This is a genomic window from Streptomyces sp. NBC_00597 (assembly GCF_041431095.1).
Lineage (GTDB): Bacteria > Actinomycetota > Actinomycetes > Streptomycetales > Streptomycetaceae > Streptomyces.
This window is the reverse complement of the sequence record NZ_CP107757.1, coordinates 3,359,338-3,378,426: the sequence shown is the minus strand read 5'-3', so window position 1 is coordinate 3,378,426 and position 19,089 is coordinate 3,359,338. Positions and strand designations below refer to the sequence as shown.

Genomic DNA, 19,089 nt, shown 5'->3' with positions numbered 1-19,089 from the left:
CGTGCTGAAAGCTCCACCCCGGCATCCCGCACGCCGGACTCGTCGGTCTGGTCGGCGCACGGCGCCCGGGCGGGGTGGATTCGCGGGAAGGGTATTGCGTTTGCGTGTACACAGCAATAATGTTCCGCTGATCTTGTGGGGCCCGCCGTGGCCCCTTCTTTCTTTCGGCCCTGTCGGGCCGCGCACTTGGGGTGGGGACTGTCGAGGTGCGTACATCGATGCGCTGGCCTGTCCATATGTCTGGAAGAGGCCGGCGGAGACGGGCATATGCTGTCGTGGCCATGACGGCCGCGATGTCACTTGTCGTGCCGCTCGCCAGAGCGGACACGGTCGGCGGATACCGTTACACCGGTAAATCCTGGCAGGACGGTGAACTGCCCGACCTGCCTGTGGTCAAGGGACATCCGGTCGGCCAGGCCGCCAAGTCCGCGGTGACCCGCGTACCCCAGGGTGCACGTGAGATGCGTGCGCACGTGCCCAAGACGCCCAAGTGGCCCGCCGCACGGACGGAGACCGTAACGGTCGCCCACCCGTCCCAGCAGGTCCGCGGCATGGGCAAGTCGGTGGAAAGCGGTATGGCCCCGGCAGGGGCACCGGTTCAGGCCGGAACATCACCCGTCTGGATCGCGCCGGCGGCGTCTGCGGCTACCGCCCGCTCGACGACCGGGTCGGCAAACGCACCCGCCGCCAACAGCAGCCCCACCACCGTCCGGGTGGAGACGGCAGACCGGAAGCGGGCCGCCTCGGCCAACGTGAACGGAATGCTGGTCGGCCTCACACCGGCCGACGGTGTCGCCGCCGGAGGCAAGGTCTCTGTGGGCCTTGACTACAGCGCGCTGGCAGACGCCTACGGCGGCGGCTGGGCCTCACGACTGCACCTCGTGGCCCTGCCGGGGTGCGCCCTCACCACTCCCGACGTCGCGGCCTGCCGCGTCCAGCAGCCGCTGCAGACGGCCAACGATCCGAAGAACCAGCGGCTCACCGCCGACGTGAATCTCGGCACCAGCGCGGCACCGTTCAAGGACGCGGTCCTGTCCGGGCAGCAGCGGACGATGGCAGCGGCTGCCAGCAGCCAAGCCGTCGCCGTCGCCGCGGTGTCGGGCACGGCCGGCTCGCAAGGCGACTATGGCGCGACCTCTCTCTCGGCTTCGGGATCGTGGGCGCAGTCGGCCTCCGGGGCCTTCACGTACAACTACCCCGTCGCGGTCCCGCCCTCCTTGGGCGGAACCGCACCGTCCGTGGCACTCACCTACAACTCGCAGTCCGTAGACGGCAAGACCTCGGCCCGCAACTCGCAGTCTTCCTGGATCGGTGACGGCTGGGCTTACACCCCCGGCTTCATCGAGCGCTCCTACAAGCCCTGCAAGAACTCAGGAATCGAGAATTCCGGCGACCTGTGCTGGGCGGGCTACAACGCGACGCTGTCGCTCGGTGCCCACACCGGACAGCTTGTGCGCGGCAGTGACGGCGTCTACCGGCTGGAATCCGACGACGGCACCAAGATCGAGCGGCTGACCGGTGCGACGAACGACCTCTGGGAGGGCGAGTACTTCAAGGTCACCACGCCCGACGGCACCGCCTACTACCTCGGCTTGAACCACGCGCCCGGCGCGTCCGGCGACACCGCGACCAACAGCGCCTGGGGCGTGCCGCTCTACCACCCCAAGTCGGACGACCCCTGCTACAGCTCGTCCAAGGGCAATGCGTCGCAGTGCGACAAGCAGGTCGGCTACCGATTCAACCTCGACTTCGTCGTCGACCCGCAGGGCAACGTCCAGCGTTACGACTACGCGACCGAGTCGAACTACTACAACATGGGCTACGGCCAAGTCGTCAAGGACGGCAAGGGCGGAACCCTGACGCAGTACACCCGTTCGGGCTACCTGACCCGCATCTCCTACGGCTACAAGCTCGCAGACGCCGTCGCCGGCAAGGACCCCGCGGCCCGGATCAACTTCGGCACGAAGCAACGGTGCACCACTTCGGACACGGTGTGCACGGGCGACAACCTGTCGAAGGACACGGCCAAGAACTGGCCTGACGTCCCGTACGACATTAATTGCCCCTCCAGCTACAAGACCGAGGGCGAGGGCGACGACGTTTGCCGTTTCGGTTCGCCCACCTTCTGGTCCACATACCGCCTCAAGGACATCACAACCCAGGTCAAGATCGGCGCCGACTGGCAGGACGTCGACGCCTACACCCTGACCCACGTCTTCTCGGACGCGGGCGGTGTGATGGACCCCGTCACCGGAAAGACCGGCAAGACGGAGAGCGCCGGCATGCTCCAGTCGGTGATGTGGCTGTCCTCGATCCAGCACACCGGCCGTGACACCACGGCAGGCGGCGATACCCCCCTGACGTTGGACCCGGTCACGTTCACCGGCATCGAGATGGACAACCGCGTCGACGGCCTGGAACCGGCGGCCCCACCGCTGTACCGTCCACGGATCTCCAGTGTCCGGACGGAGTCCGGCGAGTCCTCGGCGGTCACCTACCGGGACCCCGAGTGCTCCCGCACCAAGAACACGATGCCGGCGTCGGCGGACGCCAACACGATGGCCTGCTACCCGGTCAACTGGTTCCCGCCGGGTGCCGCCGAGCCCGTGGCCGACTGGTTCGTCAAGACGCTCGTCACCCAGGTGGTCAACAGCGACCTCACCAAGGCAGGCTCGCCGGCCAAGGTCACCGGCTACGCCTACGACGGTGGTGCGGCCTGGCACCGCGATGACTCCGAACTCACCGACGACCAGTACCGGACGTGGAACGACTTCCGTGGGTACCGCACCGTCACCACGACGTCCGGTGTGGCTCCGGACCCGATCACCCAGACAGTCTCCACGTACCTGCAGGGCATGGACGGCGACTACAAGCAGGACGGCACCAAGCGATCGGTGTCGGTGACGAACTCGCTGGGCGAGTCCTTCCCCGACAGCGATTGGCTGGCTGGTGCCACCTTGGAGTCGCAAACCTTCACCGCCGCTGGCGGCACGGTCACCACAAAAACCCTCAACGGACCGCTCGCCACCTTGGACACCGGCTCCAGCACCCGGACGGCCTGGACCTCGAAGGACCCGGCGCCGGCATCTCTCTCCACACTGCCCGATCTGGTGTCCCGTCGTTCGACGGAGGTGACCAACCGGTCGATGGGCCTGCTGTCCAGCGGCAGCTGGCGCACCTCCAAGAAGGTGACGACGTACGACAGCCTCGGCCGGGTGCACCAGGTCGATGACAAGGGTGACGTCACCGCCCCCGAGCAGGAGAATTGCACCACAACCGACTACGCATCGGCGCCGGCGGACAACCCGATGATGCTGATGCACCCGAGCGAGATCCTCTCGGTCTCGGGCCCGTGCAGCACCAAGCCCGGCAAGGACACGACCCTCAGCCACAAGCGGATCTTCTACGATGGCGACGGCTCCGTGACCAGCCCGGGTACCTACGGGAAGCTGGGCCAGGCCTGGGCCTCTGACGGCAAGACGCACTCGGTCGGTCAGGTAACGGCAGTGCAGGTCGTCACCAAGTACGACGGTGCGGGCAATCCCGTATTCCAGACGAACGGTGGCGTGGTGTACGACGACTACGGTCGCGTCACCAAGCAGATCGACGTGGCGTCCCAGGTCACCACCACCGCGTTCTCCCCTGCCTCGGGCACGCTGCCGACGCAGGTCACCACGACCTACCCCCAGCCGTACAACTGGACCACCACCACGGATGTGTCCCCGACACGCGGTCTCAACAAGCGGTCGGTCGACATCAACGGACGTGTCACCAGCAGCACCTACGACACCCTGGGCCGGCGTACCGCGGTCTGGACGCCGGGCCGCGACCGGGCCACCCAGACTCCGGACCGCAAGTTCGCCTACTCCGTCAATGGCGCCGGTGACAGCCCGAACCCCTCGGCCGTCACTACGGAGACGCTTCGTGAGGACGGGAGTTACGGCAAGTCCGTCACCCTCTACGATGGGCTGCTGCGCGTTCGCCAGCAGCAGTCGACGACGGCGGACAATTCTGCGGGCCGACTGATCTCGTCCACCTCGTACGACAGCCACGGGTGGACGGCCTCTAGTATCGCGACGTACGCGGACCCGACCACGGCTCCGGGCACCACGCTGTGGGTGGAGACCGAGAACACGGTCCCGAACCAGACCCGCCAGGTCTACGACGGCCAGGGCCGGGTCACGGCCGCCCAGCAGTGGTCGAAGGGGGCCAAGCTCTGGGAGGCCACCACGTCCTACCCAGGCGTCGACAAAACGATCAGCACGCCGCCGAAGGGCGGGCAGGCGGCGGCCAGCTACACCAATGCCATTGGTCAGACGACGGCCACCCAGACCCTCGACACCACCGCTGACCGCAAGCTGACGGCCGGCACCGTCATCCAGTCGGGTACGACGTTCTCGTCGAAGAGCGTCCGGCTCGACATGCAGGCCGACGGCAACCTCGTCCTGACGGGCATCGCCAACGGCAAGGCCCTGTGGTCCTCGGGCACTGCTGGCAACCCGGGCGCGAGCGCCACGGTCCGCGCCGACGGCAACCTGGTCGTCACCGGCACCACCGGCACGGTGTTGTGGACCTCCGGCACGGGTACCGCCGGTGCCACTGGCGGATTCGCCATCGTCAAGGGCGATGGCAACTTCCGCATGTACAACGCCGCGGGCACCGCCATCTGGTCTTCGGGAACCGCCGGCAAGGCGGCTGCCGCCGACACCAAGACCTCGTACACGTACACGCCCGCCGGCGAGGTCAAGTCCATCAGCGACACCGTCGGCAACAAGTGGACCTACACATACGACCTCCTCGGCCAGAAGACCTCCCAGACCGACCCGGACACGGGCCTCTCGACCTTCGGCTACGACGTTTTCGGCCGGCAGGTCCTGAGCACCGACGCGCTGGGCAAGAGCGTCTCGACCACCTACGACTCTCTCGGCCGCAAGACCGGTGAGTACGAGGGCACCAGCACCACCGACCAGTCCAAGAAGCTGGCCGAGTGGACGTACGACACCCTCCTCAAGGGGCGACAGACTTCGTCCACCCGCTTCGTGGGCGGAGTCGGAGGCAAGGCCTACACGAAGAAGATCAACGGCTACAACACGGCCTACCAGCCCACCGGCTCCACCATGGTGATCCCGGCGACGGAGGGCAAGCTCGCCGGCACTTACACGGCAAGTGCCGAGTACACCCCCACCGTGGGATTGCTGCAGTCCACCACCTTCGGGGCGGATAGCGGGCTACCGGCCGAGACGGTCGGCTACGGCTACAACCTCCAGGGCCTTGAGACGGAGTTCGGCTCCCGCACGACTCCGTACCTGAACAAGACCATCTACACACCGCTCGGCCAGGTCGTCCAGTCCACCTACGGCGTCTACGGGAAGCAGTTCCGCACCGCCCAGACGTACGACCAGGCGACCAGCCGGCTGGCCACCAACACGGTGAGCCTGCAGACCAGCAGCAACAGCCCGATCGACGCCACCACCTACGCCTACGACGAGGCCGGGAACCTCACCGGTACGTCCACGGTGCAGTCCAGCGGCGGCGCGGTCACCGGCACCGACACGCAGTGCTTCCTCTACGACGGGCAGAACCGCCTGGCCCAGGCATGGACGGACACCAAGGGCCTCGCAGCCGCGAAGCCGGGCCAGATATCCAAGTGCAACACCGCACAGCCGACAGCCGCCACGATCGGCGGACCCAACCCGTACTGGCAGAACTACACGTACAACCTGCTCGGCGACCGAACCCAGCAGGTAAAGCACGACACGTCGGGCAACCCGCTCAAGAACGTCACCCAGAACATCACCTACCCCGGCAACGGCACCACACCGGCCGCCCAGCCCAACACGGCGACCACGATCACCACCACGGGGCCGGACGGCACGACCACCCTCACCCCGCACTACGACGCCGTGGGCAACACCACCAGCCGGGACACCAAGGTCGGCGCGGCCGCGGCCACGACCCAGACGTTCACCTACAACGCCAAGGGTCGTACCGACACCGTCGTCACGCCCAAGCCCGTCGGCGGAACGCAGACCTCGAACTACCTGTACGACGCCGACGGCGAACTGCTGATCCAGCGAGGGCCGGACGGCGACACGCTCTACCTTTTCGGGGGCGCCGAACAGCTCACCCTGAACAAGACGTCGACCACGGTCGCAGGGCTGCGCAACTACAAGGGCCCCGACGGCACCAAGATCACCCGCTCCTCCACCGGCACCGTCGTCTACCAGGCAACCAACCCGCAGAACACGTCCCAGCTCCAGGTCGACGCGGCCACGCTCAACGTCACCCGCAGGGCTTTCGATCCGTACGGAGCCCAGCGTGGCCCGGCCCCGCCGAGCTGGGCTGACAACCGCGGCTATCTGGGCCAGCCCACGGACACGGCCACCGGCCTCAGCCTCCTCGGCGCCCGCAATTACGACCCGGTCATAGGCCGCTTCCTCACGTGTGACCCGGTCTTCGAAGCCGGCGACCCGAACCAGATGGGCGGCTACGCCTACGCAGGCAACGACCCCATCAACGCGAGCGACCCCTCCGGCCTCTCGATCTTCAGCGATGCCGGTGACTACCTCAGCGGCCTTATCGACGGAGTCTCCGGCGGCGGCAACGAACTCTGGATCAACCCGGGCGGCTGGGCCCTCGACAACTGCGTCGACATCTGGAACGGCGACAACGAGGACTTCAACGACTGGACGGGCTGGGACGGCAGCGACTACAAGATCCCCAACCTCTGGGGCGACCATCCCACCGCCGAACTCTTCGGCATCGACACGACCTCCGAGAGGTACCAGCAGGGGTTCTGGTCGGGCGTCATCGGCTCGATGCTCATGGACGGTGTCGGGGCATTCAAGCTGGTCAAGGGATTTCGTGCCGCTGCCAAGGCGGCAGAGGCCGCTGAAGGCAGCGCCGCACCACTAAAGAAGCTCCTAGACGACGACGTCCCGACCCCGTCGGCGAAGGAAACCCCACACGAAAACGCCCCGGACACGACAGCTCCGAGCGAGCCGGGCGCAGGTACGCCGAAGACGCCGGCAGGCGAGGGCGGTGCATCCGGGGCTGATTCGTCTGATGGGAGCGGAGTCCTGGAAGAGGCCAGGGAACTGGCCAATAAGACCACGCTGGACAAGAACTTCTCGAGCCGATCTCGTCCGAAGGTCGCCGAGTCACTGGAACTCTCCAATGGTCGGGTTTACTCGGCCACTAGCAGCGGCGAGCAGCGTCCGCTTCATCCCCTGGTCCAAGAAGTTCTGGATGCGGTGCCTACGGCTGACCGGGCTGCTGGAAGCGTGCATGGAAAGTGTGGTCTGCCGGTCTGTATCTCGCAGGCATTGGACGCTGGCCAGAATCCGACTGGTGGACGGGTTGCTGCGGTCAAGATCCGTAACAACCTGACACACAAGGACCAGGGGGGGCGAGTCGGTCCGTGTGACAGCTGCGTGGCACTTGAGGATGCCTTCGAACTAGACTTCACGACGGTGGGAGGTATGGATGACCTCGGCCAATTGGGTGATGTCGACGGAATCATTGGACTCGCTGACCTTGAATAACGAATATTCCCTTGCAGTGGTGGAGGAGCTCCGGGCTGCCGGCTGGCAGCCTGGACGGTCCGTAGACGTAGAAGGCTGGGTTGCGCTGCTGGAAGATGGCGGGCTGACGGCGCATACTGCGGCACGAGCATTTCTGGCAGAGTTCGGCGGACTGCGATTCATGTTCTCGGGGCCGGGTGTCGAGTGCGCCCGAGAGCCGTTCCTGCTCGACCCGTCGGTATGCGAGGGCGAAGAGGAGGTCTTCCTTGAGTGGGGCGAGGAACTGGCGCTGTCTCTCTTCCCGATCGGGGAACGCGCGGAAGGGGTGGCTTTCCTTGCGATCGACGAGCATGGTGCCGTGATTGCGCTGGGCAGCGGCGTTGCCACCACTTATGGGCAGGTCCCGGAGGCATTCGAGAAGATGCTGCTTGGCTACGATGCTGAGGTGCTTGGCGAGGGGTAATGATTGGGGGCATGGCGTCGCCACAAAGCCAAAGGCCTCGTCGTGCTGCTGGTCCTGCCCCGGTGGGCGGTCGCCCGGGGCTTCCGCGCCGGCCGGGCCGAGGAGGAGAAGCGGGCCGTGGTGGACGGTGCGGGCATCGAGGTGTCCCGCGGCGGGGAGTCGCAGCGGATCGTCTGGGACGAGGTGCGCTCGTACCACGAGACGCCCCGGCTGCACGTGTTCACGGGCCGCTCGCGCCGCCGGACCTGCCTCGTGGTGCTGCCCAAGCGGCTGTTCACCGGCCCGGAAGAGAGCGACCTCCTGGCCGCCCTCGCCCACGCGCGGGCCGGCGACGGCGCGTAGCGACCGGGCCCACCCGCCCCCGGTCAGAGCTTCTCGATGTCCTTGTGCACCACGTCCGAGCCGTGGTCCGCGGCCAGGCGCACCTTGAGGGGGTGGCCGGCCGGCGCCTTGATGACCTCGTCGGGCGACTCCACCAGGCCGGTGCCGTTGCAGGAGGGCTCGCTGGTCAGGTTGGACCAGCCGTTCACGTTGTGCGGGTCGTTCCACGACACCCAGGCGCAGTCGCGCTCGCCGCTGACGATCTCCACCGAGATGATCCTGACCGAGTTCACCTCGCCGTCGACGCGCGCGTAGGTCACCCTCGCGGTGTTGTGGTGGAGGGCGGCGGTGCCGGCTTCCAGGTCGACCGTCAGGACCGGGCCGGCCGCGGTGTCGGCAGCGGCCGGAGCCGCTCCTGCGGCGAGCGTGGCGGCCACCAGCGCAAGGGCGGCGGGCAGGACGGATACGCGCATGATTCCTCCACGAAACCAGGTTGCGGGAGCCCCATCCTGGCCCGGTACGTGGAGCAGCGCTGCGGCGGAATTCGTCAATCGGTGGCCGGGAACGGGGGTCCCGCCCGGCTTCACTACGGTTCGAGCGTCGGGTCCGTGACCGCCTCGCCCGTCACGGCGCGGCGGACGGCTTCGGCCAGCGCCCCGGGAGGGTCGTCCCGCAGCACCACCCCCGCCGCTCCCGCGGCGAGCGCCCCCTCGACCAGGCCCGGCCGGGCCGAACCGGCCAGCAGCAGCACCCGGCACTCCGGGGCCTCGCGGCACACCGCCGCCACCTCAGCGAGCACGTCCGGGCGGTCCGCGTCCACCAGCGCCACCGCCGGACAGGCCGTCAGCGCCGCCGCGCCCACGTCCGCACCGGGTGCGACCCGGGCGACCACGTCGAGGTCCGGCTCCAGCCCGAGCAGGACCGCCAGCGCGCCGGCCGACATGCCCGGACCCTCCGCCAGCAGGACCCGCAACGACCTCGTCGTACGGAAATTCCGGGGCATCTCGTCCACCCCGTCAGCCTAGGGCCCCGCCCTCTGCGGGTCCGGCAACACGCCCCGGCCAAAGCCACTCTGACGTGGAGTCAGGAGTCTTCCCAACTGGTGGGGCGTGCGTTATACATGCCTCACCGATCCTAGAACGCGTTCTAGAACCGGTCCCGCAGACGACCTCGGTGTGGCCGACGGTGCGGACGGCCGCACCGAGGTCTTCCAAGCGCTTCCAAGCTCTTCCAAGCAAGTGGGAACCGAACAAGGAGCAGCATCCTCAATGCCGATCGATGCCGCCAGGGCCCTCGCCGCAGACCCCCGCCAGGGGGAGATCGCCTGGGACCACAAGGACATCCAGCTCTACCACCTCGGACTCGGCGCGGGCACGAACCCCGGCAAGGCCAGCCCCGCCACCGACCCCGACGAGCTGCGCTACACCCTGGAGTCCAAGCTCCACGTCCTGCCCAGCTTCGCGACCGTCGCCGGTGCCGGCATGGCCATGCTGGGCGGCCTCGCCGCACCCGGGATCGACGTCAACCTGGCCAACGTCCTGCACGGCGGCCAGTCCATCGAGCTGCACCGGCCCATCCCCGTCAAGGGGCGGGCCTCCTCCAGCGCGCGGGTCGCCGCCCTCTACGACAAGGGCAAGGCGGCCGTGATCGTGCTGCGTACCGAGGTCGCGGACGCCGACGGGCCCCTGTGGACCAGCGACGCGCAGATCTTCGTACGGGGAGAAGGCGGGTTCGGCGGCGAGCGGGGCCCCTCCGTGACGGAGGAGCTGCCCCAGCGCGCACCCGACCGGGTCGAGGAGCGGCACATCCGCGAGGAGCAGGCGCTCCTGTACCGGCTGTCCGGAGACTGGAACCCCCTGCACGCGGACCCCGAATTCGCCAAGCTTGCCGGCTTCGACCGGCCGATCCTGCACGGTCTGTGCTCGTACGGGATGACCCTCAAGGCCGTCGTCGACACGGCGCTGGGCGGGGACGTCTCGCGGGTCCGCGCCTACCGCACGCGCTTCGCCGGGATCGTCTTCCCGGGCGAGACCCTGCGGATCCGGATGTGGGAGGAGCCCGGCCGGGTCCGGGTCTCGGTGACCGCAGTCGAACGGGACGACGCGCCGGTCCTCGCCGACACCGTCGTCGAACACGCGTAACGCCCGACCTTCGCGACACACAAGGAGCCGCACCGTGCGCGCAGCACTGCAGAGCGAGATAGGCCAGGACAAGCTCGAAGTCGTCGACGACATGGAGACCGCGGGTTTCGGCCCCGGCAAGGTCAGGATCCGCATCAGGGCCACCGGCCTGTGCCACTCGGACCTCTCCGCGATGAGCGGCGTGCTGCCGCAGCCCGCCCCCTTCATCCCCGGCCACGAGGGCGCGGGCGAGATCGTCGACGTCGGTGACGGGGTGAGCACCCACCACATCGGCGACCGGGTCCTCGTCTGCTGGCTGCCGCCGTGCGGGCACTGTCCCGCCTGCAAGCGCGGCCAGGGCCACCTGTGCCTGGAGTCCTTCGCGAACGTGGCCACGCCCAACTTCCGCCGCTCGGGGGCCGGGGACGTCTTCGGCTTCGCGGGCACCGGAACCTTCGCCGAGGAGATGGTGGTGCCGGCCGCGTGCGCCGTGCCGATCCCCGACGACCTGCCCTACGACATCGCCGCGCTGATCGGCTGCGGGGTCACGACCGGTCTCGGCGCCGCCATCAACACCGCCAAGGTGGAGGCCGGGTCCTCGGTCGCCGTCATCGGCTGCGGCGGCGTCGGCATCTCCGTCATCCAGGGCGCCAAGGTGCAGGGCGCGGCGCAGATCATCGCCGTGGACCCGGTGGCCTCCCGGCGCGAGGCGGCGCTCCGTTTCGGCGCCACCGAGGCCGTCGCGCCGGAGGCCTTCGCCGACGCCAAGAACCGGATCACGGCCGGCGAGGGCTTCGACTACGTCTTCGAAGTCGTCGGCAAGTCCGCGACCACGCACACCGCGTACGAAATGACCCGGCGCGGCGGCTCCGTCGTCGTGGTCGGTGCGGGCGCGCTCGACGACAACTACTCGATCAACATGTTCTCGCTGTTCTTCGACGAGAAGAAGATCCTGCCGTCGATGTACGGGGGCGGGGACGTGCTCCGCTCGTACGAGCGCACCATCGCGCTGTGGCGGGCGGGCCGGGTGGACCTGGCGGGCCTGATCACGCACCGGGTGCACCTCGCCGAGATCAACGACGCCCTCGACCAGATGCGCACGGGCGTGGCCCTGCGCACCTGCATCGAACTCTGAGAGGAATCCGGTAGATGTCACTCCCACTTGAGGGGCTGTCCGCCATCGTCACCGGCGCGGGCCGCGGGCTCGGCCGGGCCGAGGCGATCGAGCTCGCGCGGCTGGGCGCGAGCGTGGTCGTCAACGACTTCGGCCAGAGCGGACGGGACGGCTCCGGAGAGGCCTCGGCCGCTCCGGCGGAGGAAGTGGCCGCGGAGATCCGTGCCGCGGGCGGACAGGCGGTGGCGCACCTCGGCGACGTGGCCGACTTCGAGCAGGCCCGCGAGCTGGTCGAGCTGGCGGTCGACAGCTTCGGGAAGCTCGACGTCCTGGTCAACAACGCGGGCATCCTGCGCGACCGGATGGTCTTCTCCATGTCGGAGGAGGAGTGGGACTCGGTCATCCGGGTCCACCTCAAGGGCCACTTCAACACCACGCACTTCGCGTCCGTGCACTGGCGCGAGCGGTCGAAGGCGGCGGGCGGGCAGGTGTACGGCCGGATCGTCAACACCTCCTCGGAGGCCTTCCTCGGCGGCTCGGCCGGCCAGCCGAACTACGCGGCGGCCAAGGGCGGCATCGTGGGGCTGACCACCTCGACCGCGCTGGCCCTCGCCAAGTACGGGGTCACCGCCAACGCCATCTGCCCGCGCGCCCGGACCCGGATGACGGAGGACGTCTTCGCGGGCTTCCAGCTCCCGGAGGACGGCAAGCTCGACCCGCTCGCCCCCGAACACGTCGCCCCGCTGGTCGGTTACTTGGCCTCGCCGGCCTCGGCGAGGGCGAACGGGCAGCTGTTCGTCGTGCACGGCGGGATCGTGGTCGTGATGGACCGGCCCAAGGTGGCCGCCAAGTTCGACACCTCCAAGGAGGCCTTCTCCTTCGAGGAGCTGGACGAGGTCCTGACCCCGCACTACGACTCCCGCCCGGCGAACGAGACGTTCGCCGCGGCGGAGGTCCTGGGCCTCAAGCACGACCGGGGGGCTTAGGTGGCGGCGGTGACGGGCCGCTTGTAGTACCGCCAGGGGAACCAGCCCGCCCCGACCGGAATCCAACCTTCTGATTCCATCCGCCGGTGTCGCGCGAGGGAGGGGAGCGTCACCCGGCAGTGCTCCCAGGGGTGGCCGGACGCCTCCACCTCGTGGAAGAAGGGGCCGTAGCCGATCATGTGCCAGCCGTCGCGGCCGGCCTCTTCCAGGGCGGCCATCTCGTTGAAGGCGGTCAACCCGCTGAGGGTGCGGCGCTTCGGGGCGTTCGGTCCCTTGGTGGGCGGCGCCGACGGGCCCGTGCCGGCCTTGCCCGAGAAGCGCTGCTGGGCGGCCTGGCGGCTCACCCCCAGGACGCGGCCCACCGTGTCCCAGCTGTGGCCGGCGGCCCTTGCGCCCTGGACGGCCTCGCGCAGCAGTCGGCTCGCCTCCTCGGCGCCGACGCGCGAGGCGTCCACGAGGCGCAGGTAGCCGTGGGCGTCGTGTTCGAGCGAGTCGGCCAGCCCCTCGGGGGCACCGAGGACGGCTGCGGCGATCCCTTCGCGGATCCGGTCCATCTCCACCGGGTGGAGCAGCGGTTGGTTGTCGTTCATCGGCTCAGTCCGGCAAGGGGTTCGAGGGCGTCGAGGACGGCCTCGTCGCGGCGCATCCGCTCGGCGGCGGCGTTGTGGTGGGCAGTGGCGCGGGCGGTCAGGCCGGCCGTGCAGGCGATGAGTACGAGGCCCGCGACGATCAGGGCGACGGTGGCGGAGGTGCCGAGCCGGGCGCCGAACATCACGGCCATGGCCGGCAGGCTCACGGCGAGCGGCAGCACGGCGGCCATGGATGCGGTGGCGGGGAAGACGTCCCGGTGCCGAACCTTCGAATTCAAGATCAACATGCGTCAAGGAAACCTTGACGAGGCCGACTTGTCAAGAAATCCTTGACGCCGTCTCGTGGTGCACGCCGGACCTCGCCCGCCCCCCGTTCCGGCGCACCGCCGCGGGCCTCCGGGCTACGTGAGAATGGCCCGATGAGCAGCAGCGACGCGGGTGTTGAGCGGCCCTGGAGGCCCCAGCGGCAGCGCAGTGCCAACGAGCGGCTGCTGTGGGAGCGACTGCGGTCCGACGGGGCCGCGTCGCGGGCGCAGCTCGCGCGGGAGACGGGCCTGTCCAAACCCACCGTCTCCAGCGCCCTCGCCGCCCTCGAACAGGCCGGCCTGGTCCGGGAAGCCGGTACGCACGCACCCGGGCGGGGCCGCACCGCCGTGCTGTACGCCCCCGATCCGACGGCCGGCTACGCCCTCGGCGTCGACATCGGCCGCAGCCGGCTGCGGGTGGCGCTGGCCGACCTCGACGGCACCATCGTGGCCCGCTGCGACGTCCGCAACCAGGCCCGCACCGCGAACGGCGTGGCTGACCTCGCGGTGTCCGCCGCCCGCGGGCTCGTCGCCGACTGCGCAGTGGACCCGCGCAAGGTCACCGGGGCCGTGGTCGGCACGCCCGGCGTCTACGACGGGGACGCGCGCCGGGTCCGGTACGCCCGACAACTGCCCGGCTGGGGCCGGCCCGGCCTGTTCGACCGGATCCGCGACGGGCTCGGCCTGCCCGTCGCCGTCCAGAACGACGCCAATCTCGCCGCGCTCGGCGAGTACGCGTACGGCGTCGGCGCGGGCAGCCGGCTCTTCGTCCACGTCATGATCGGGACCGGCCTCGGCATGGGCATCGTCAACGAGGGCCGGCTGTTCACCGGGGCGCACGGCGGAGCCGGCGAGATCGGCTTCCTGCCGTGGGCGGGCCGCCGGGCCCCGGAGCCCGGCCCCGACCGCGATTCCGAGCCCGACGGCATGGAGGACGCCGTCTCCGCGCAAGCCGTGGTCCGAGCGGCCCGCGCCCACGGAATGGCCGGGCCGCTCACCGCCAAGGACGTCTTCGACGCCGCCCGGGCGGGGAACGCGGCCGCCGCCCGGGCGGTCGAGCAGGAGGGCGAACGCCTCGCCCACACCGTCGCGGCGGTCTCCGCCGTCCTCGACCCGGACCTCGTCGTCCTCGGCGGCGGCATCGGCCACAGCGCCGACCTGCTGCTCCGCACGGTCCGGCGGACGTTGCGCACCCTGACGCCGCTGCGGCCGAAGGTGGCGGCCGGCGGGCTGGGGGAGGACGCGGTCCTGCTGGGCGCGGTCGCCACGGCGCTCGGCTCGGCCCGCGACCTGGCCTTCGAGGGCCGCTGACCGAAGGGCCCCGCGTCAGCGGGGCCTTCGGCCGGCAGGGCCCCGCGTCGGCAGGGCCCCGCGTCGGCAGGGCCCCGCGTCGGCAGGGCCTTCGGCCGGCAGGGCTCCGCGTCGGCGGGGCTCCGCGTCAGTGCAGCGGCGCCTGCTGGAGCGGTACGGGCCGGGGTGCCGCCGCCGGCGGCGGGTCCAGCCGGACCGGGGCCGGCGGGGACACCGGCAGGGTCAGCCCGGTGATCCCGCAGGGGATCTCGGGTGTGGCGTACGGGAGGTGCAGGCGGCCCTCCCGGCTCCACAGGCCGGTGCCGAGCCACCCGTCGGGCGCCGCGAGTCGGAAGACGTGCCGGTCGGCGGGCCGCCACAGGCCGATCCCACCGTTCTCCAGGCGGAGCGCGACCGCGCAGGTCTCCGGCATCAGCGCCTGGCCCGGCTGCACCGCGAACGGGATCCCCGCCTCCCCGCGCAGGCACTCGGGGAACCGGACCGGGAGGGAGCTGCCCAGTACCCCCCATCCCAGGCGCGGTTCGCCCGGGGCGTCCGAGCGGATCAGCAGCAGCCCGCTGTCGGGGTCGGCCAGCAACAGCCGGTCGTCGCTGCCGTCCGCGATCTGGAGCAGCGGGGAGACCTCGCCGCCGCGGCCCAGGTCGACGGCGACGGCCTTGGTGGTGCCCCGGAACTCGCGGTCCAGGGCGAGCATCCGGCCGGCCCGGTCCAGCCAGACACCGCCGGTGCACCGGCCCGGGATCCGCGCGACCGGCCCGAAGGGGCCGCCGGCGACCTGCCAGACGGTGCTCCCGGTGGCCGAGGCGGCCAGGGCGAAGGCCCCGTGTCCGTCCGGGGACGGGGGCAGCAGGGACACCCGTACGCCCTCGGCCCCGGGCTCCACCGAGCCCAGCGGGAGTTCCCCGGTCCGCGGTCCGGCCGCGGCGCCGCCCGTCGGGTACAACAGGGCGAAGGCGTGCCGTTCGGCGACCCGGCGGTGGATCAGCACCCGCCCGTCGGTCAGGGCCAGCACCTCGCTGTCGGCCTCCTCGGGCTGCGCGAGCGGCAGCGGCACCGCGTACGGCTCGGGCCCGGCCAGGGTCCAGCGCTCCGGGTAGCGGGCTTCGCCGTCCCCGGCCAGTCGGGCCGCGTACGACCCGTCCGCGGCGATGGTGAACCGGGCCGTCATCGTGATCTCGATGGCACAGACAGTCATCCGTGCGTCACCTCCGGTGAGGAAGCTAGTTATCGCACTTCGGCCCGAACAGCACGACGTTCCGCGCTTCACACGTACGGGTGGCCGCCGGGCGGTTCGACCGTGGCAACGGGGACGGTTGTGCTGTGCGGTGCAGGGGCGTGCCCGGGACCGTCGGAGGCGCGTGAGGAGCCCCGGCCGCCCGGGACCCCGTACGGACTCTGCCGCTCCCGTACGGACGGTAGCCTTGGCCTGTGCCCCGTCTCTCCGAAGTCATCGCCGCGCTGGACGTCCTGTGGCCCCCCTCGCGGGCCGAGCAGTGGGACGCCGTCGGAACCGTCTGCGGCGATCCCGACGCCGAGGTCGGCCGCGTCCTGTTCGCCGTGGACCCCGTGCAGGGCGTCGTCGACGAGGCGGTGAAGCTGGGCGCCGACCTGATCGTCACCCACCACCCCCTCTATCTGCGCGGCACCACCACCGTCGAGGCCGGCACCTTCAAGGGCCGCGTCGTGCACACGCTGATCAAGAACGACATCGCGCTGCACGTCGCCCACACCAACGCCGACACCGCCGACCCCGGCGTCTCCGACGCCCTCGCCGGCGCCCTCGGACTGCGCATCACCGGACCGCTCGTCTCCGACGCCAGCGACCCCGCGGGCCGCCGGGGCCTCGGCCGGATCTGCGAACTCGACCACCCCGAGACCCTGCGGGAGTTCGCCGCCCGCGCCGCCGCCCGGCTGCCGCAGACCGCCCAGGGCATCCGCGTCGCCGGCGACCCGGACGCGGTCATCCGCACCGTCGCCGTCAGCGGCGGCTCCGGCGACAGCCTCTTCGGGCAGGTCCGCGCCGCCGGCGTGGACGCCTTCCTCACCGCCGACCTGCGCCACCACCCGGCGTCCGAGGCCCGCGAGCAGAGCCCGCTCGCCCTCGTCGACGCCGCGCACTGGGCCACCGAATGGCCGTGGTGCGAGCAGGCCGCCGCGCAGCTCGACGCGATCTCCGAGCGCCACGGCTGGGGTCTGCGCACCCACGTCTCGCGCACGGTCACCGACCCGTGGACGGTTCACGAGCCGTCCGTAACACCCCCTTCTATCTCTGGAGCCCCCAACTGAACGCCGAGCCCGCCGACCAGATCCGACTCCTCGACGTCCAGGCCCTGGACGTCCGGCTGTCTCAGCTCGCCCACAAGCGCAAGTCCCTGCCGGAGCACACCGAGGTCGAGTCCCTGACCAAGGACCTGACGCAGCAGCGCGACCTGCTCGTGGCGGCCCAGACCCAGGCGAGCGACGCCGCCCGCGAGCAGACCAAGGCGGAGCAGGACGTCGACCAGGTGCGCCAGCGCGCGGCCCGCGACCAGCAGCGGCTCGACTCCGGCGCGGGCATCTCCGCCCGCGACCTGGCGAACCTGCAGAGCGAGGTCGTCTCCCTCGCCAAGCGCCAGGCCGACCTGGAGGACGTCGTCCTGGAGGTCATGGAGCGCCTGGAGGGCGCGCAGGAGCGGGTCACCGAGCTCACCGAGCGGGTCTCCGCCCTCGAAGCCAAGCAGGCCGACGCCACCGCCCGCCGCGACGCGGCCACCGCCGAGCTCGACGCCGAGGCCGCGAAGGTCACCAAGGACCGTGAGGTCATCGTCGCGTCGATGCCGGCCGACCTGATGGCCCTGTACGAGAAGATCCGCGTCAAGCAGGGCGGCGTCGGCGCCGCCCGCCTGTACCAGCGCCGCTGCGAGGGCTGCCGCCTGGAGCTCGACATGGCCGAGGTCAACGAGATCAAGGCCGCGGCCCGCGACCAGGTCGTACGCCACGAGAACTGCGGCCGCATCCTGGTCCGTACGGCCGACTCGGGCATCTGATGCTCCGGTTCGTCGTGGAGGCGGACGGCGGCTCCCGGGGCAACCCGGGGCCCGCCGGCTACGGCGCCGTCGTCCTCGACCCGGCGACGGGCGAGACACTGGCCGAGCGTGCGGAGTACATCGGCGTCGCGACGAACAACGTGGCCGAGTACAAGGGCCTGATCGCGGGCCTCAAGGCCGCCCGTGAACTGGCCGCCGACGCCGAGGTCCAGGTCCGCATGGACTCCAAGCTCGTCGTCGAGCAGATGTCGGGCCGCTGGAAGATCAAGCACCCGGACATGAAGCCCCTCGCGGCGGAGGCGGCGTCGATCCTGCCCCGCGCGCAGGTCACGTACGAGTGGATCCCGCGCGAGCGGAACAAGCACGCGGACCGGCTCGCCAACGAGGCGATGGACGCGGGCAAGCACGGCAGGCAGTGGGAGCCGTCGGCCTCCTCTGCGGCCCTGGACGCCTCGGCGGCCCGCGCCCTGGCCACCCCGCCGGCGGGCCCTCCGGGGGATGCCGCGAAGGGGGCCGCGGCCGTCCGGGCCGCCCTCGCCGGAGCGACCGGCGGCGCCGCCGGAACCGGCGCCGCCGACGGGCCGTTCGCCGGAGCGGAAGCCGGAGCGGGCACACCGCCCCGTACCGGTCACGCCGGTCCCGCCCAGCCGGCCACACCCCCCGCGGGCGGCCAGGGCTGGGGCCCCGACATGGGAACCCCGGCGACCTTCGTACTGCTGCGCCACGGCGAGACCGCCCTCACCCCGCAGAAGCGCTTCTCCGGCAGCGGCGGTACCGACCCGGAACTGTCCTCGGCGGGCCGCCGCCAGGCCTCCGCGGTCGCCGAGGCACTGGCCGCGCGCGGCACCGTCCAGACGATCGTCAGCTCCCCGCTGCGCCGCTGCCGGGAGACCGCGCAGGCCGTCGCGGACCGCCTCGGGCTGACGGTCACCGTCGAGGAGGGCCTGCGCGAGGTGGACTTCGGCGCCTGGGAGGGCCTGACCTTCGCCGAGGTGCGGGAGCGTTTCCCCGAAGACCTCCAGGCCTGGCTGGACTCCCCGAAGGCGTCCCCGACGGGCGGCGGCGAGAGCTTCACGGCCGCCACCCGCCGGATCTCGGCGACCCGGGACCGGCTGCTGGCCGCGTACGCGGGCCTCACGGTGCTGCTGGTCACCCACGTGACCCCGGTCAAGATCCTGGTGCGCCTCGCGCTGGGAGCCCCGCCGGAGTCGCTGTTCCGGATGGAGCTGTCCGCGGCCTCCCTGTCGGCGGTGGCCTACTACGCCGACGGCAACGCCTCGGTCCGCCTCCTGAACGACACCTCGCACCTGCGGTAGCCGGCCGGTCCGAC

The 19,089-nt window shown here is 70.8% G+C and carries 15 protein-coding genes; 10 read left to right on the top strand and 5 right to left on the bottom strand.

What is annotated here, in order from left to right; translation table 11 throughout:
• Positions 1-281: 281 nt before the first annotated feature.
• The 3 genes from OG974_RS15000 to OG974_RS14990 are packed head-to-tail and all read left to right on the top strand — an operon-like array spanning position 282 to position 8,328.
• Complete coding sequence (locus OG974_RS15000) at positions 282-7,544, top strand: RHS repeat-associated core domain-containing protein (RefSeq protein ID WP_327283200.1); 7,263 nt, start codon at positions 282-284, stop codon at positions 7,542-7,544.
• Positions 7,486-7,986, top strand: a complete 501-nt coding sequence (locus tag OG974_RS14995) for an SUKH-3 domain-containing protein (protein WP_327283199.1) — start codon at positions 7,486-7,488, stop codon at positions 7,984-7,986. Before OG974_RS15000 ends, OG974_RS14995 begins: the two co-directional genes overlap by 59 nt.
• Before the next feature lie 3 nt (positions 7,987-7,989).
• Positions 7,990-8,328, top strand: a complete 339-nt coding sequence (locus OG974_RS14990; RefSeq protein ID WP_327283198.1) for a YcxB family protein — start codon at positions 7,990-7,992, stop codon at positions 8,326-8,328.
• Between the two features lie 23 nt (positions 8,329-8,351).
• Here the strand turns inward: OG974_RS14990 and OG974_RS14985 are convergent, their stop codons facing one another.
• Positions 8,352-8,780, bottom strand: a complete 429-nt coding sequence (locus OG974_RS14985) for a hypothetical protein (RefSeq protein ID WP_327283197.1) — start codon at positions 8,778-8,780, stop codon at positions 8,352-8,354.
• Positions 8,781-8,893: 113 nt separating this feature from the next.
• A complete protein-coding gene (locus OG974_RS14980) occupies positions 8,894-9,310 on the bottom strand; it encodes a DNA-binding response regulator (RefSeq protein ID WP_327285631.1) in 417 nt (138 codons plus the stop codon).
• A 265-nt stretch (positions 9,311-9,575) separates the two neighbouring features.
• On the opposite strand from OG974_RS14980, the gene OG974_RS14975 reads away from it, so the two are divergent.
• From OG974_RS14975 to OG974_RS14965, 3 genes are read left to right on the top strand one after another with little or no spacing between them, the layout of a single operon-like run.
• Positions 9,576-10,448 (top strand): MaoC/PaaZ C-terminal domain-containing protein, encoded by an 873-nt coding sequence (locus OG974_RS14975; protein ID WP_327283196.1) that lies wholly within the window; start codon positions 9,576-9,578, stop codon positions 10,446-10,448.
• Positions 10,449-10,482: 34 nt separating this feature from the next.
• Positions 10,483-11,562, top strand: coding sequence for a Zn-dependent alcohol dehydrogenase (locus tag OG974_RS14970; RefSeq protein WP_327283195.1), 1,080 nt, complete (start codon positions 10,483-10,485; stop codon positions 11,560-11,562).
• 14 nt (positions 11,563-11,576) lie between these two features.
• Positions 11,577-12,527: a 3-oxoacyl-ACP reductase gene (locus tag OG974_RS14965; protein ID WP_327283194.1), complete on the top strand. Its 951-nt coding sequence runs from the start codon at positions 11,577-11,579 to the stop codon at positions 12,525-12,527.
• On the opposite strand, the gene OG974_RS14960 is transcribed toward OG974_RS14965, so the two are convergent.
• Together OG974_RS14960 and OG974_RS14955 are read right to left on the bottom strand one after the other, a co-directional pair.
• Entirely contained in the window at positions 12,524-13,117 is a 594-nt protein-coding gene (locus OG974_RS14960; protein ID WP_371643409.1) for a hypothetical protein, read from the bottom strand. The genes OG974_RS14965 and OG974_RS14960 overlap by 4 nt on opposite strands.
• A complete protein-coding gene (locus OG974_RS14955) occupies positions 13,114-13,404 on the bottom strand; it encodes a hypothetical protein (protein WP_327283192.1) in 291 nt (96 codons plus the stop codon). Before OG974_RS14955 ends, OG974_RS14960 begins: the two co-directional genes overlap by 4 nt.
• A 132-nt stretch (positions 13,405-13,536) precedes the next feature.
• Here OG974_RS14955 and OG974_RS14950 point away from each other — a divergent pair, with 132 nt between their 5' ends.
• Positions 13,537-14,733: an ROK family protein gene (locus tag OG974_RS14950; protein WP_371643407.1), complete on the top strand. Its 1,197-nt coding sequence runs from the start codon at positions 13,537-13,539 to the stop codon at positions 14,731-14,733.
• Between the two features lie 127 nt (positions 14,734-14,860).
• On the opposite strand, the gene OG974_RS14945 is transcribed toward OG974_RS14950, so the two are convergent.
• The gene (locus tag OG974_RS14945; protein WP_327283190.1) at positions 14,861-15,928 is read right to left on the bottom strand and encodes a hypothetical protein; all 1,068 of its coding nucleotides are present in this window, start codon (positions 15,926-15,928) and stop codon (positions 14,861-14,863) included.
• A 233-nt stretch (positions 15,929-16,161) separates the two neighbouring features.
• Between OG974_RS14945 and OG974_RS14940 the strand changes: the two genes are divergently transcribed.
• The 3 genes from OG974_RS14940 to OG974_RS14930 are packed head-to-tail and all read left to right on the top strand — an operon-like array spanning position 16,162 to position 19,075.
• On the top strand, positions 16,162-17,019 hold the full coding sequence (locus OG974_RS14940; protein ID WP_328762593.1) for a Nif3-like dinuclear metal center hexameric protein: 858 nt from the start codon (positions 16,162-16,164) through the stop codon (positions 17,017-17,019).
• Positions 17,016-17,759 carry a C4-type zinc ribbon domain-containing protein gene (locus OG974_RS14935; RefSeq protein WP_327285630.1) on the top strand — a complete coding sequence of 248 codons (744 nt, stop codon included), beginning with the start codon at positions 17,016-17,018 and terminating at the stop codon, positions 17,757-17,759. Before OG974_RS14940 ends, OG974_RS14935 begins: the two co-directional genes overlap by 4 nt.
• Positions 17,759-19,075 (top strand): bifunctional RNase H/acid phosphatase, encoded by a 1,317-nt coding sequence (locus OG974_RS14930; RefSeq protein ID WP_371643404.1) that lies wholly within the window; start codon positions 17,759-17,761, stop codon positions 19,073-19,075. The genes OG974_RS14935 and OG974_RS14930 overlap by 1 nt, the downstream gene beginning before the upstream one ends.
• The last annotated feature ends 14 nt before the right edge of the window (positions 19,076-19,089 follow it).